General features: G+C 61.0%; 17 protein-coding genes, 1 tRNA gene and 1 pseudogene. 13 read left to right on the forward strand and 6 right to left on the reverse strand.

Annotated features, from left to right (window positions below):
• Together NKJ67_RS10050 and NKJ67_RS10055 are read right to left on the reverse strand one after the other, a co-directional pair.
• Nucleotides 1–587: Calx-beta domain-containing protein (locus NKJ67_RS10050; protein ID WP_352581248.1), on the reverse strand; the 587-nt coding region annotated here is incomplete at its 3' end.
• Nucleotides 588–748: 161 nt separating this feature from the next.
• Nucleotides 749–994, reverse strand: a complete 246-nt coding sequence (locus NKJ67_RS10055; protein ID WP_352581249.1) for a hypothetical protein — start codon at nucleotides 992–994, stop codon at nucleotides 749–751.
• A 140-nt stretch (nucleotides 995–1,134) separates the two neighbouring features.
• On the opposite strand from NKJ67_RS10055, the pseudogene NKJ67_RS10060 reads away from it, so the two are divergent.
• Nucleotides 1,135–1,571, forward strand: a pseudogene (locus NKJ67_RS10060) (DJ-1/PfpI family protein); the annotation flags it as partial.
• A 47-nt stretch (nucleotides 1,572–1,618) separates the two neighbouring features.
• Here NKJ67_RS10060 and radC read toward each other — a convergent pair.
• Nucleotides 1,619–2,380 (reverse strand): RadC family protein, encoded by a 762-nt coding sequence (gene radC / locus NKJ67_RS10065; protein WP_127810578.1) that lies wholly within the window; start codon nucleotides 2,378–2,380, stop codon nucleotides 1,619–1,621.
• A 234-nt stretch (nucleotides 2,381–2,614) separates the two neighbouring features.
• Here radC and NKJ67_RS10070 point away from each other — a divergent pair, with 234 nt between their 5' ends.
• The 3 genes from NKJ67_RS10070 to NKJ67_RS10080 are packed head-to-tail and all read left to right on the forward strand — an operon-like array spanning nucleotide 2,615 to nucleotide 5,597.
• Nucleotides 2,615–3,472 (forward strand): MipA/OmpV family protein, encoded by an 858-nt coding sequence (locus NKJ67_RS10070; protein ID WP_352581250.1) that lies wholly within the window; start codon nucleotides 2,615–2,617, stop codon nucleotides 3,470–3,472.
• 41 nt (nucleotides 3,473–3,513) lie between these two features.
• Nucleotides 3,514–4,275, forward strand: a complete 762-nt coding sequence (locus NKJ67_RS10075) for a response regulator (protein WP_032900681.1) — start codon at nucleotides 3,514–3,516, stop codon at nucleotides 4,273–4,275.
• The gene (locus NKJ67_RS10080) at nucleotides 4,272–5,597 is read left to right on the forward strand and encodes a HAMP domain-containing sensor histidine kinase (RefSeq protein WP_352581251.1); all 1,326 of its coding nucleotides are present in this window, start codon (nucleotides 4,272–4,274) and stop codon (nucleotides 5,595–5,597) included. Before NKJ67_RS10075 ends, NKJ67_RS10080 begins: the two co-directional genes overlap by 4 nt.
• 26 nt (nucleotides 5,598–5,623) lie before the next feature.
• Here the strand turns inward: NKJ67_RS10080 and map are convergent, their stop codons facing one another.
• Entirely contained in the window at nucleotides 5,624–6,451 is an 828-nt protein-coding gene (gene map, locus NKJ67_RS10085; RefSeq protein WP_013532002.1) for a type I methionyl aminopeptidase, read from the reverse strand.
• 200 nt (nucleotides 6,452–6,651) lie between these two features.
• Here map and NKJ67_RS10090 point away from each other — a divergent pair, with 200 nt between their 5' ends.
• The 7 genes from NKJ67_RS10090 (at nucleotide 6,652) to NKJ67_RS10120 (ending at nucleotide 10,715) form a co-directional block, all read left to right on the forward strand.
• Nucleotides 6,652–7,074: a hypothetical protein gene (locus tag NKJ67_RS10090; RefSeq protein WP_352581252.1), complete on the forward strand. Its 423-nt coding sequence runs from the start codon at nucleotides 6,652–6,654 to the stop codon at nucleotides 7,072–7,074.
• 111 nt (nucleotides 7,075–7,185) lie between these two features.
• Nucleotides 7,186–7,425 (forward strand): hypothetical protein, encoded by a 240-nt coding sequence (locus tag NKJ67_RS10095; protein ID WP_352581253.1) that lies wholly within the window; start codon nucleotides 7,186–7,188, stop codon nucleotides 7,423–7,425.
• A 160-nt stretch (nucleotides 7,426–7,585) separates the two neighbouring features.
• Nucleotides 7,586–7,882 carry a DUF982 domain-containing protein gene (locus tag NKJ67_RS10100; RefSeq protein ID WP_127271426.1) on the forward strand — a complete coding sequence of 99 codons (297 nt, stop codon included), beginning with the start codon at nucleotides 7,586–7,588 and terminating at the stop codon, nucleotides 7,880–7,882.
• A 218-nt stretch (nucleotides 7,883–8,100) separates the two neighbouring features.
• Nucleotides 8,101–8,364 carry a DUF6074 family protein gene (locus NKJ67_RS10105; protein WP_023810460.1) on the forward strand — a complete coding sequence of 88 codons (264 nt, stop codon included), beginning with the start codon at nucleotides 8,101–8,103 and terminating at the stop codon, nucleotides 8,362–8,364.
• A 327-nt stretch (nucleotides 8,365–8,691) separates the two neighbouring features.
• Nucleotides 8,692–9,873 (forward strand): pilus assembly protein TadG-related protein, encoded by a 1,182-nt coding sequence (locus NKJ67_RS10110; protein ID WP_352581254.1) that lies wholly within the window; start codon nucleotides 8,692–8,694, stop codon nucleotides 9,871–9,873.
• A gap of 19 nt (nucleotides 9,874–9,892) precedes the next feature.
• On the forward strand, nucleotides 9,893–10,318 hold the full coding sequence (locus tag NKJ67_RS10115; RefSeq protein WP_127270090.1) for a TadE/TadG family type IV pilus assembly protein: 426 nt from the start codon (nucleotides 9,893–9,895) through the stop codon (nucleotides 10,316–10,318).
• Entirely contained in the window at nucleotides 10,308–10,715 is a 408-nt protein-coding gene (locus NKJ67_RS10120; protein WP_127270088.1) for a TadE/TadG family type IV pilus assembly protein, read from the forward strand. The genes NKJ67_RS10115 and NKJ67_RS10120 overlap by 11 nt, the downstream gene beginning before the upstream one ends.
• 45 nt (nucleotides 10,716–10,760) lie before the next feature.
• Here NKJ67_RS10120 and NKJ67_RS10125 read toward each other — a convergent pair whose 3' ends face one another.
• On the reverse strand, nucleotides 10,761–10,919 hold the full coding sequence (locus NKJ67_RS10125) for a hypothetical protein (RefSeq protein WP_127327467.1): 159 nt from the start codon (nucleotides 10,917–10,919) through the stop codon (nucleotides 10,761–10,763).
• Between the two features lie 196 nt (nucleotides 10,920–11,115).
• Here NKJ67_RS10125 and NKJ67_RS10130 point away from each other — a divergent pair, with 196 nt between their 5' ends.
• A complete protein-coding gene (locus NKJ67_RS10130) occupies nucleotides 11,116–11,358 on the forward strand; it encodes a hypothetical protein (protein WP_127270086.1) in 243 nt (80 codons plus the stop codon).
• 113 nt (nucleotides 11,359–11,471) lie between these two features.
• Nucleotides 11,472–11,774 (forward strand): DUF1330 domain-containing protein, encoded by a 303-nt coding sequence (locus tag NKJ67_RS10135; RefSeq protein ID WP_292655193.1) that lies wholly within the window; start codon nucleotides 11,472–11,474, stop codon nucleotides 11,772–11,774.
• Between the two features lie 378 nt (nucleotides 11,775–12,152).
• Here the strand turns inward: NKJ67_RS10135 and NKJ67_RS10140 are convergent.
• Nucleotides 12,153–12,227, reverse strand: a tRNA-Glu gene (locus NKJ67_RS10140).
• Nucleotides 12,228–12,318: the final 91 nt, after the last annotated feature.

Here is a 12,318-nt window from a genome sequence, read left to right on the forward strand (position 1 = left end):
GTCGCTGTACCGTCGGCCGTCGCCACCTGCACGCTGACAGTGTTAGCGCTCGCGCTGCTCAGTGTCACCGCTAACTGGGCTGACGTGGTCCCCGCATCGCCCTCGACAATGGCAACGTCGCCGACCGAGATCGTTGGCGGAGCGGCATCGTCGTTGAGGATCGTGCCGAGCCCCTGACCATCGGCGATGGTGACATTGACCGGATTGCTCAGGTTAAGCGTAAACGTCTCATCCGGCTCTAAAATCGTGTCGCCATTTACCGGGACATTGATCGTCGCCGTCGTGGCACCAGGCAGAAACGTAAGACTCACAGACTGAGCCACATAATCGGAACCTGCAGTCGCTGTACCGTCGGCCGTCGCCACCTGCACGCTGACAGTGTTAGCGCTCGCGCTGCTCAGTGTCACCGCTAACTGGGCTGACGCGGTCCCCGCATCGCCCTCAACAATGGCAACATCGCCGACCGAGATCGTTTGTGCAAAAGCCGAGTTAGCCGCGGCCGCTGCGAATGCCAGAACGCACAATGCAACAGTGAAGCATGACCGAGACACGCGCAGTAACCACGAATAGATCAAATAAAACTGCATCGGCCACCCCTCCGGCAATTCGCATTAAATCTGGTGACAGGCACATCACCAGCCATCGCCGATAAGAATTGTTGGATTTTTCAGCTATGTGGCAATCGCGCAACATGCCCCGATCACCTTTGGCTGCAGCTGGCTAGGAGCAGCGGTGCGTAAGTATTGAACTAAGACTGCAAGCGCCAGCCCGCGCTATTTGCATAGCTCTCTAGCAAGCTCCGCAGCTTTCGCGACCGGCTGGATGCCTCAGCTTGAGCAGACTCGGCCTGGATCTTGCGAAAACGTTCGCGCTTCACCGGGGACTCCGACCAATGTCCTTCCAGCGTTTTGTCTGTGTCCACTCCGATGCCGATGCAGATGTTCACGTGCAGCACGCGCTTGTTAAGCCGGGCGAGCAAGGTCAGTTCGCTCATCGGCGTCTCGCCGAAGCGCTAACCAACCGGCGCCAGCTTTGCGCATATCGGTCAGTGCGGCGATTTCGCGGGTACTGAAAACCGACACCACCATATGACAGAGCCGCAGGCCTAGTTACCGGGGAAGCAGCGGCGGATGCGATCAGACCTACACCGAAAAGCCCGGTCACGACGCGCTGGGTCGTGGCCCCGAATATATCCGCACCGACAAGCGCGTGCAGGCGATGGTGCGTCATTTTCACGAAGCGAAAAGCCGATCTTCACGATCTGCCAGGGCGTCCAGATTCTGATTGCGGTCGACGGCGTCGTCCGCGGCAAGAAGGTGGCGGCGCTCGCGGCTTGCGAGCCGGAGGTGACGCTTGCTGGCGGCACCTACATCGATCTATCTCCCACCGATGGCTATGTGGACGGGACGATGGTGTCGGCCAAAGGTTGGACGGCGCTTGCGGCGTTCATCCGTGAATGCCTGAAGGTGCTGGGAACGGAAATCCGCCACGCCCGAGCCTTTTGCCGGGTCTCGGCGCCAGCGCCCCAGCTGAGCGCCGGTCCCTGCATTTGCCGGCGCGATCGGCGTTGAGCGTCGCGCCAAATGCGCATGGCAGGCCAGGCAGGTAGCATCAAGCTTCAGATCAGCAGCAGGCCCTTCATGCTGGAATGGCCTTTCCTGCCGATGATGATGTGGTCGTGGACGGCAATGCCAAGCGGTTTTGCCGTCTCGATAATCAGCTTCGTCATTTCGATGTCGGCGCGCGACGGCGTCGGGTCGCCCGACGGGTGATTGTGGACCAGGATGATGGCGGTGGCCGAGAGTTCGAGGGCGCGCCTGACCACCTCGCGCGGGTAGACGGGCGTATGGTCGACGGTGCCTGTCTGCTGAACCTCGTCGGCGATCAGCGCGTTCTTCTTGTCGAGGAACAGGATGCGGAACTGCTCGCGCGCCTCGAAGGCCATGACCGACCGGCAATAGGCAAGAAGCTGTGTCCAGGACGAGAGGACTTCGCGACCCTGCACCTCTCCGCGCGCCATGCGCTGCGCGGTTGCCGCGACGATCTTGAGATCGAGCGCCACCGCAGGGCCAATGCCCTTGATTTCCTGCAAGAGGCCAACCGGCGCCCCGAGCACTTCGGCCAGCGTGCCGAAGCGCGCCAGCAGCGCCTTGGCCGCCGGTTTGGTGTCGGCACGAGGGATCAGGCGAAAAAGCAGAAGTTCCAGAAGTTCGTAATCGGGCAGGGCGTCCGGTCCCGCCAGGGCAAAACGCTCGCGCAGTCGGTCGCGGTGACCGAGGTAATGCGGCTTTTCGTCGAGCGTCGCCTTGGCTTTCGCCGCAGGCCGCATCGGCGCTTCGGAGAAGAAACTCCGCTCGTCGTCGTCGTTTGTGTTCCCCATACACCGCCCACATTGCTCCAGCGCAGACATTAGAACTGTTCTGGCCGGGATTGAAACAGTTCTGTTCCCCGATTGCGAGACGTCCCACGGCAGATCGTCGCTATGGCTTTCTCATACGGCAAGATGAAACCACGATTGCGCAACAAAACTTAACATCACTTAACGCATGCGGCCACTTTCACCTGACATGTTGGCGCCATCGGAGGCTCCTTGCCTCGCTATACTGGAGCGCGCATGTTCGCCAAAATTGACTCTGGACTGTTGGCCGGCCGGGCATCTCTCGCGGCCATGGCAATCCTGCTTTCGACGCATTCGGAGGGCGCGCTGGCGGCAGACGCCATTGCGGTGAATTCCGATGATTTTACCCTGCCGCCCGAGCCTTCCCGTTTCGGGCGTTTCGAACAGAAGCTGGCCGACTGGCATGTCGTGCTTGGCGGCGGCGCCATCATCGTCCCCAAATACGAAGGCAGCAATGAGTTCAAGATCATGCCGGTGCCTTTCGTCACGGCGACATTCCTCGACACGGTGACGATCGACCCGACAGGTGCCAACATCGCCGTCTATGAACAAGGACCGTTCGCGTTCAGCGCTCGGCTTGGCTATGAGATGGGCCGCAAGGAAGACGACTCCGACCATCTGCGCGGCTTGGGGGACGTCGACATGGGCGCGACGGTCGGCGTGAAGGCAGCGGCGAAGTTCGGTCCGGCCGAAATATTCGCGCAACTGGACAAGACCATCGGCGGCAGCGATGGCCTGGAGGGCAGGGTGGGGATCGAGGTGACCCGGCCTCTGTCTCAATCGTTGATGATCGGCGCCAGCGCGTCCGCCGTCTTCGCCGACGAAAATTACATGCAGGCCTATTTTGGTGTCACGCCCGAACAATCGGCTCGCTCGGGGCTGGTGCGCTATGATGCCGGCGCCGGTTTGAAGCGCGCCGATTTTTCGATTTCCGCCACATATATGCTCGACGAGAGCTGGATGGTGCGCGGCGAAGCGGGGGTCGGTGTTCTCTTGGGTGACGCTGCCGACAGCCCTGTTGTCCTCGAAAAGATCCAGCCTTCAGGGATGCTTCTCGTCGGATATCGGTTCTGACGCCTACCCAGGCACCAAATGCAGGCTAGACAAACTCCGGAATGGCACAGCAACGGCACCAAAGCGATTTGAGCGCCGAATCCAGGTCGGCAAGGCAAGGTTCGCGCATCCTCATTGTCGAAGACGATCTTGAGATCGCGCGCATGCTGGGCGAGACGCTCACCGACAACGGCATGATCGTGGAAATTGCCGAGAGCGGCGTCCAGATGAACGCCGCGCTTCGCAACCAGAAATTCGATCTCATCGTGCTCGATGTCATGCTGCCGGGCGAAAATGGCCTCAACATCTGCCGTCGTCTTCGTGCCGGAACCAACATTCCGATCCTGATGCTGACCGCGCTCGGCGAGGAAATCGACCGCATCTTCGGGCTGGAAATCGGCGCCGACGACTATGTGACGAAACCGTTCAGCGCGCGCGAATTGACGGCCAGGATACGGGCGCTGCTGCGCCGCACAGCCTATGCTCCAGACGAGCGGGACTGGTCGAAGGTGCTTCGTTTCAACGGCTGGCGCCTCGATCCAATACGCCGGCAATTGCATGACCCCAACAATGCGCGGGTTACGACCACGACGCATGAATTCGACCTGTTGCTTGCCTTTTGTCGCAATGCGGGCCGGGTTCTCTCTCGCGAGGAACTTCTGGGCGTAACCCATGCCGGGCTCGCGGGGCCGATCGAGCGTAGCGTCGATGTCCATATCAGTCGAATCCGCAGGAAGATCGAAAAGGATGCGCGCGATCCGGTGCTTTTGAGGACCGTTCGGTTGGGTGGCTATATCTTCACCGCGACGGTGGAGGAAGCATGAGTGATATCCTCCGCCGTTTCCTGCCGCAGTCCGTGCGTGGGCAGTTTGTAGCGATCATTTTCATCGCGGTGATCGTGATCATGTTCGTCGGCTCGGTCGTTGAGAGTTTCATAGAGAACGTCGACCTTCCCGCCGCGGAAGATAACGCAAGGCGTGCAGGCGTTGTTGCTGCCTTGTTGCAAGAAACGCCGGCGGAGGCGCGTAGCGCAATTCTGGCGACAGCAAAGCGGGCCGGCTTTGATTTCGAGATATTGCCCAGGGACCAGATAGCCGGCATTCCCCAGTCCTATCTGCAATGGCGAAGTGTCGAATGGCTTTTGCGTATCGACAGGGGGACGGTTGATGGACGCTGGCTAAGGATCGGCGGCCGATACGCGTTTGTCATCGACTTGGACCAGCAGGACGTCCTGGCCCATTTCGGCATGCCCGATTCCTGGCTGACATCGGGCCTCGTCCGTGCCTCGTTCTACAGGTTCATGGCTTTCGTCGCCTTGCCCGTGCTGATCTGGCTGTTTGCGGTTTGGGCCGTGACGGATCCATTGAAGCGCATCTCGGCAGCAGTCGGTTCGGCCGAGATTGAGAATGGCGACCAGCTCTTCGTCGAACACGGCTCCATTGAAATGGTGGGATTGGCGCGCGCCCTGAACAGGATGAGGACGCGCATCCGCACGATGATCGAAAACCGCACGCGCATGTTGCGCAGCGTCAGTCATGATCTGCGCACGCCGTTGACGCGGCTGCGGCTTCGCGCCGAGCGTATGGATGATGGCCCCATCCGAACCGCAATCCTGTCCGATGTCCAGCACATCGAAATCTTGATCGACGAGACCCTGACCTATCTGCGCAACGATGTTTCGACGGAGAAGCTGCAGCTCGCCGACATTGCCAGCGTTCTGCAAACCGTCTGCGCCGAGTTCTCCGATGTCGGATTTCCTGTCTCATATTCCGGGCCGGACCGGCTCCTGGGCTGGTGCAAGCCCAATGCATTGGCGCGTGCGATCGCCAATCTCTGCGACAACGGGGTCAAATTCGCTGGCAACGTCACGGTCGCCTTGACGGCGACCGGCACGGCGGCGCGCATCACGGTAGGGGACGACGGGCCGGGTATTCCGATGACGGCACGCGCCCGTGTTTTCGAACCATTCTTCAAGGAAGACGCGTCGCGCGGCATTGCATCGAAGCATGGCTTCGGTCTGGGCCTGTCGATCGTTGCCGACATCGTCCAGGGTCACGGCGGCAGGATCGAATTGGAGGACAACCAGCCCAGCGGACTGGTCGTCACCATCGACCTGCCGAATGCCGCTGGCGTGCAGTCGGCATAGACGGCCTCCTGCCGGGCAGACGCGCTCTAAGCCGGCAGGCCGGGGCGATCGAGCTTTTTGGGCGACAGCGTGAAAATCTCGCACCCTGTGTCGGTCACGCCGATCGTGTGCTCGTACTGCGCCGACAGCGAGCGGTCGCGCGTCACCGCAGTCCAGCCGTCCGACAGAACCTTCACATGCGGCCTGCCCAGATTGATCATCGGCTCGATGGTGAAGATCATGCCTGGCCGCATCTCGACGCCTTCATTGGCGCTGCCGTAATGCAGGATGTTCGGCGCGTCATGGAACAACTGGCCGACGCCGTGGCCGCAGAAGTCGCGCACCACCGAGCAGCGCTCGCCTTCGGCAAAGGTCTGGATGGCGGCGCCGATGGCGCCGGTGCGGGCGCCAGGCCTGACCGCTGCAATGCCGCGCATCAGGCATTCATGCGTGACTTCGAGCAGGCGCTCGGCGGCGCGCTTGATCGTGCCGACCGGATACATGCGCGAAGAATCGCCGTGCCAGCCGTCGAGGATGTAGGTGACGTCGATGTTGACGATGTCGCCATCCTTGAGCGGCTTGTTGTCGGGAATGCCATGGCAGACGACATGGTTGATCGAGGTGCAGGACGATTTCGTGTAGCCGCGATAGTTGAGCGTCGCCGGCAGCGCGCCGTGGTCCATGCCGAATTCGAAGACGAAGCGGTCTATTGCTTCGGTGGTGACGCCGGGCTGGACCATCGGCACCAGCTCGTCGAGGCAGCGTGCGGTGAGATCGCATGCCTTGCGCATGCCGGCAAAGCCGTCCTCGCCATAGAGGCGGATCTGGCCGGTATTTCTGAGCGGGGCCGTGGCAGCGTCGAGATAGGTGACCATTTTGTCCGTGTAGCGGGTAGGGCTCTGCAGGAGAGCCAGCGTGAAAATTTCCCCAGATTTGGCACTTGAGGGCAAAAGGTTCAAGGAAGAACTGTCTGATGCGGCCGCGCGCTTCCCGATATTTGCCTCGCATGGGCGATGTCTTGCCGGTTTTTGCCCGGTTTGCTTCCCTTTCTGGCCATGGTGCGTTAGGGCGGGTGATGTTTTCGAGATCGCGTCCCTTCGCGGCGGCCAGGCAAACCCGATGGCCTGAAGCGCCGCTGACGGCAGCGTGCTCATGCCTGATGGGCATGGTGCTGCTGGCGATGCTGTGCTTCGGCCTGCCGGTGGCGTCAGGCTTTGCGGGCTCTGCGCCAAGCGGTGCCAGTGTCGGTGTCGAGCGGTCGGGCGAGGTGGCGGCGCTGCTGCGTGTCACCGGCAAGGCGCAAGCGCTGGAGGTTCGTGCCGGCCGTCCGCTCCTAGTCAAGTTCGCCGGCGGCCATCCCGCGCTTGCGGTCCCCGACGCTGTTTTTCTTTGGGCCGAACGGACATCGCAAAGAGCGATGGTTTCGGGAAATGGGGCCGCCTCGGTTCCCGGGGCGAGCACCAACCAGCCGCGCGCACCGCCGACCATCACGGCCTGAGCGGCCAAGGCCGTGCCCTTCACCTCATCGTTATTCCTGTTCGCGTCGTGATCGTGCGGCGGCTGTCGGCCGCGCAGCGGTCGCGCGGCGCGTCATTTCCGGATTATTTCAATGCAACAACGCATCAAGACTTTCAAAACCCTGTCGCGCGCGGCCTCGGCTGCCGCGTTCCTCTCCGTCCAGGCGCTCATCTGCATCGGAACCGTCTATTGGGCGGTTGCCGAGACGCTCGGTCTGTCGGCGATGGCGGCCCTTGTTCTCGGCGGCATCTTCGCCGTGCCGACGGTATTTGTACTGATCACCGCCATTCGCATGGCCTTCGACGCGGAGACGGATCCGGCGAACCAGTGAGCGTATGTCGCCCCAGGACAGATCTCGGGTGCGCGATTTGTTTGGCGCGACATGGCGGCCCGCGACCCAAGTGACGACACATTTCTGGGCCAGAAGCCGGTCAAAGCAACTTTCGACGACGAACGGCGTTGCCTCGGCGATGCCGTTCGGGAGACAGGAAATGGATAGACTGCAATTCGAGGTGCCGGTGCGCATAGCGCCTGGACCCGGTCTGCCAGTCGAGGAAATCTATGGCGTCGAACAGGCGCTCGATTTTCTCCAGGACTGGCCTGCGCGCCGTCAGGGCCCGATCTATCAGAAAGCGTTCAACGCCTGCTTTGGCGCCACGGTGGACGTGGTCAAGACCGAGGACGCCTGCCGGGCGTTCATGGCGTTTTGCCGGGCGAGCGGACTAATGGCAAGAGACATGATGACGCCGCGCAAGCGCGGCGGTGAGGCGAGGGCGCTCCAGGCCTGAGGGCCGACGCCGTTTCGCTTGCCCCGATTCCTACGTCAACAATCGCGTTGAACGCACACGGCGATGGCGCGTGCGTAGGGCTGCGCCCTTTTCGTCCCCGACGACCGCCCCACGTTGCACCCACCTCAGCGCCGTTAAGCTTCCGTTTCCACCTTCCCGGCTACGCCATTGCTCGTTGGCAATGGTTGATTCGTTGCGTCAGTCTCATGGTTTGGAAGATGTCCCCAGAAAAAGTCCGTGCGTTCCCGATCGACCGTCAGGTATTCTTGGTCAGGGAGGTTGCTGCCAAGCTCGGCAACCTGCATGGCGAGACCGCCACCTCGTTCTGGAGAGCCAAGGCGTCGGAGTTGCTCGATCTTGTGGTCGGCTCCGGCAGGGACAGAACAGCAGCCAGCGATGAAGTGCGCAGGTTTTTCCTGGCCGTGCAGCGAGAGATGTTGGCTGATACGGTCGCGGAGTCGATGCCAATTCTTTCCGCTTGAAGCAAATCCTGAACCTCCATCCTCCATACATGCATCAGTAATTTGTAAATACGTTTACTCCGGTGTGTTTTTCGAAGACCCGGTCGTTGTTCGCGCGGTCTCGGCTGCGAATCCGGCAATTTCCCGCCGGCCTTGAGGGGCGGCCCACTCTGAGACATCGATGCGCTTGCGCGTTGGTCAGCCAGCGAAACACTTCTTTTTTGAAGCCAATGGACCACTGCTCAAAAATGCAACGAACTTTTTAGCCATTCGTTCATTTATGCGTGCTTTCTAATTTAAACCATGGCCTTGAGTAGCTTCACCCGTGTTCTGCTTGTAATGGACGCCATGCGCCGGAGCACGGGCGCAAACGTCGCTACCATTTTTGCTCTGACCTTGCCGGTCGTTGTCGGCGCTGCGGGCTTCGGCGTCGAGACCTCCTATTGGTACTACAACAGCCTGAGGTTACAGGCGACGGCCGATGCAGCCGCCTATGCCGGTGCGCTCGAACAGATCTCGGGTTCCGACAAGCCGACGATCGTCGCGGCCGCGACTCAGTCCGCGGCGTCGAACGGACTGGGCTCGGGCACGATCGTCGTCAACACGCCGCCGGCCTCCGGACCGAATACGGCAAAAAAAGCGGTCGAGGTGATCGTCGGCCAGCAGCTCGACCGGATGTTCACCCTGATCTTCACGCAAGACAAAGTCCCCGAACAGGCGAGGGCGGTGGCCGTTATTACCGATGCCTCGAGTGCTTGCATGCTCGCGCTCGATCCGTCCGCTTCGCAGGCGGCGCTGTTTTCCGGCAGCACCAGCGTTAAGCTTAACGGCTGCTCGGTCATGTCCAATTCGATCGCCTCGGACGCCATCAAGGTTCAGGGCTCGGCCGGCCTGCAGGCCGATTGCCTGATATCGGCAGGCGGTGTCTCTCTCAGCAACCCCGTCACCACCGTCTGCGCGGTCCCGATCACCCAGGCACTGCCTGCCGGCGATCCCTTTGTCGACCTGCCGGCCCCGGTGGCCGCGACCCCCTGCCAGAACGACAACAAGGCGACGCTCGGTCCAGGCACCTATTGCAGCGGCATGAACCTGAAGGGCAATGTCACGCTTTCGCCCGGCGTCTATGTCGTCCAGGGCAGTTTCAAGATAAACGCCAACGCAGCCATCACCGGCAGCGGGGTGACCATCTTCATGTCGGGCAGTTCGACCGTCAGCATGAATGGCAATGCGTCCGTGAAGCTCAGCGCGGCGACTTCGGGCACCTACTCAGGCGTTCTGTTCTACGGGGACAGGACCGGCATGAGCGCATCCAGCACATTCAACGGCACAGCGGACTCGCTTTTGACCGGGGCCATCTACTTCCCCAAGCAGCAAGTGAACTATCTTGGCAACTTCTCGGGCAATGGCGGCTGCACCAGGGTCGTCGCCAATACGATCCAATGGTCCGGTAACTCAACCATCAATCAGGATTGCTCGAGCCTCGGAGTGCCCAACATTCCAGCCGCGCGGTCCGTGGCACTGTCCGAGTAGCTCCGTGGGGCGCCCATCGATGCCGATCCTTGGTGATGATTCGGGCGTTGCGGCGGTCGAGTTCGCGATGGTGCTGCCCATTCTGTGCCTGGTGCTGCTTGGTATTCTGGACGGCTGGTCCTACGTAACGAGTTCACTGTCGATGCGCGCCGGTGTGAAGACCGCCGCGAACCTGGTCATGAGCGGATCGACCGATGATGCGGCGACCCAGGCCCTTGCCATTGCGAGTTGGGAAAATCGGCCGGAAGACGGCCAGGTCACGCTAAGCCGCATCCGTATGTGCGGGGCGACGGTGGTCGACGCGTCCACCATGTGCAGTGGGCCGAAGGTGCCGGCGGTCTATGTCCAGATACAGGCATCGGGCACCTGGGTGCCGCCAATTGCCTTCGGCCCATTTGCCACTTCCACTGTAATCGGTCACCAGGAGACGATCCGTGTCCGCTAGGGTAAGCGCGTTCCGGCGGGATCGATCGGGCGGGGCCGGGCTGGAGTTCGCGCTGATCGCGCCCTTCCTTGTCATGCTGCTGTTCGGAATCTTCGCCTTTGGCTGGTCGATGCACTCGGTCTCCAGTGTTCGCTATACGCTGGAGACGTCAGCGCGCTCGCTGCAGCTTAAAAACACGCTGACCCAGGCCGACATTCAATCGATCGCCACGCAGAAATTGCAGGCCTTGGGGTTCAAGGACGTGAACGTCACCATCGCCATCGACCCGGTGAGCGGCGGCTTCCGCATGGCGCATCTGACCGCCGCCTATGCCTTCGTCATCGACTTTCCCTACTTCAGTTCCTTCCCGATCAACTACGCGACAACCGTTACCGTGCCGCTGCTTGGCAGCGGCTAGGCTGTGGCCGATATCCGTCGGCGAGAATGCGCGCTAGGGCTCTGCTCATTTGTACGCTTTGAACGCGATCAGGCCACCGAGAATGGTTATCGCCGTCAGGATCAGCGCCCACGACATGACGTTGTGTGACAGACGCCTCCGGCCGCGCAGGGCCAGGTCCCGCCAGCGTTTAGCCTGATCAGCCCCTGTATTTGGCTTATCCACACCCTTCTCCAACGGGCAGAATGCGACTCATGCCGGCCGGTGTCGAGATGGCACCGGTTTTGGCGGCCACGACGCAAGCTTGGCACTCCGGCCAGCTTTTGACGGCACTGGGCTAGCTAATATATTCGTTAGTGCTAATGTTAAGATGACGTTACGTCATGTCCGACCATCCGTCGGGTGCAATGTGGGGGTTCCAATGAGAGTGGCTGTATTTTGCGCGGCTGTCGTTTTCGCTGCGGCTGGTGTCGCTGTTGCCAAGGAAAAGAAGGCGGCGGTCAGTGACGCCGCCGCTTTATGTTCCACCAACCCGTCAGCCAAGAAGTCCGCACCAAATCTGGACTGTGGTTTCACCGGAACCGCCAAATCGGGAGATAGCGGCGCAAAAGCAGAGCCGCGCCTCGGATACGACGCCAATCCGTGGATTATAACAGGCTTTTGACTTCGCATCGGCGGTTGCCGGTGAAGCGCTGAAGAGGGGCGTCTTGACCGGCGGGCGTCGCCCCCGCGACCGTAGCGTAACGGTCGGGCGCCGTCGAGAAGGAGGAAGCGCAAATGGCCGCCTATCTGATCGCGGATGTAGACGTAAAGGACGCTGCTGCGTTCGAGGAATACCGGCGGGATGTGCCAGCCACCGAGGAGCGTTATGGTGGGAGATATCTAGGTCGTGGCGGTGCGACCAAAGTCTTGGAGGGCGATTGGGAGCCACACCGTTTGGTTATTATCGAATTCCCCGACATGACGTCGTTGATGGGCTGGTACAATTCGGCGGAATACGCCCGCCTTATTGAAATCCGGAAGCGTTGCGCCAACACCAGGATCATTGCGCTCGAGGGGGTTGCAACACCCACTCTTTGACCGTGGTGGCTCGCCTTAATCAGGTAGTATCCGGCTTTTTTGCCCGAATCCGTACACCTCGCAGTCAGCTGTTTAAAGCCGGGAAACCAGGCAATAAATGCGGGCTTACCACTGCGGGGCTTTCTCATTGTCGCGGTGCCCGAGAACCCAACTCGACCGTGCAATGAAAAGCCCGCCACGGGGGCGACCTGCGGCGGGCTCTTGGAGCGGCTACATCCCTGAGGAATCGACCACTTTGTAGCAGGATTATGACCTGTGTGGCCGCGTTAGCCTATGGTGTGATCGCGGAAGACTGCGCGTCAGTTGAAGACCGCGGCAGAGAGCCAGGCGAAATTGGCCACATTGGGGGGGAGGTTTGCGCTAAACGCATTATTTTTCTGGTACGCCCAAGGGGAATCGAACCCCTGTTACCGCCGTGAAAGGGCGGTGTCCTAACCGCTAGACGATGGGCGCGCTCAGACGAAGCGGCTTATACTGGCGTTGTGCGCAACCGGCAACCCGTCAGGTGCCACCTTGGACAACTTTTTTCCGGGCCAGCCAAATC

It is taken from the genome of Mesorhizobium sp. M0088 (assembly GCF_040322895.1).
Classification (GTDB): domain Bacteria; phylum Pseudomonadota; class Alphaproteobacteria; order Rhizobiales; family Rhizobiaceae; genus Mesorhizobium.

Excerpts from the sequence above, each read along its gene's own strand:
- NKJ67_RS10075 (WP_032900681.1), top strand. The coding sequence starts at position 3,514 with ATGGCACAGCAACGGCACCAAAGCGATTTGAGCGCCGAATCCAGGTCG.
- NKJ67_RS10095 (WP_352581253.1), top strand. The coding sequence starts at position 7,186 with ATGCAACAACGCATCAAGACTTTCAAAACCCTGTCGCGCGCGGCCTCG.
- NKJ67_RS10090 (WP_352581252.1), top strand. The coding sequence starts at position 6,652 with ATGTTTTCGAGATCGCGTCCCTTCGCGGCGGCCAGGCAAACCCGATGG.
- NKJ67_RS10100 (WP_127271426.1), top strand. The coding sequence starts at position 7,586 with ATGGATAGACTGCAATTCGAGGTGCCGGTGCGCATAGCGCCTGGACCC.
- NKJ67_RS10135 (WP_292655193.1), top strand. The coding sequence starts at position 11,472 with ATGGCCGCCTATCTGATCGCGGATGTAGACGTAAAGGACGCTGCTGCG.
- radC (WP_127810578.1), bottom strand. The coding sequence starts at position 2,380 with ATGGGGAACACAAACGACGACGACGAGCGGAGTTTCTTCTCCGAAGCG.
- NKJ67_RS10115 (WP_127270090.1), top strand. The coding sequence starts at position 9,893 with ATGCCGATCCTTGGTGATGATTCGGGCGTTGCGGCGGTCGAGTTCGCG.
- map (WP_013532002.1), bottom strand. The coding sequence starts at position 6,451 with ATGGTCACCTATCTCGACGCTGCCACGGCCCCGCTCAGAAATACCGGC.
- NKJ67_RS10110 (WP_352581254.1), top strand. The coding sequence starts at position 8,692 with ATGCGCCGGAGCACGGGCGCAAACGTCGCTACCATTTTTGCTCTGACC.
- NKJ67_RS10070 (WP_352581250.1), top strand. The coding sequence starts at position 2,615 with ATGTTCGCCAAAATTGACTCTGGACTGTTGGCCGGCCGGGCATCTCTC.
- NKJ67_RS10105 (WP_023810460.1), top strand. The coding sequence starts at position 8,101 with ATGTCCCCAGAAAAAGTCCGTGCGTTCCCGATCGACCGTCAGGTATTC.
- NKJ67_RS10130 (WP_127270086.1), top strand. The coding sequence starts at position 11,116 with ATGAGAGTGGCTGTATTTTGCGCGGCTGTCGTTTTCGCTGCGGCTGGT.
- NKJ67_RS10055 (WP_352581249.1), bottom strand. The coding sequence starts at position 994 with ATGAGCGAACTGACCTTGCTCGCCCGGCTTAACAAGCGCGTGCTGCAC.
- NKJ67_RS10080 (WP_352581251.1), top strand. The coding sequence starts at position 4,272 with ATGAGTGATATCCTCCGCCGTTTCCTGCCGCAGTCCGTGCGTGGGCAG.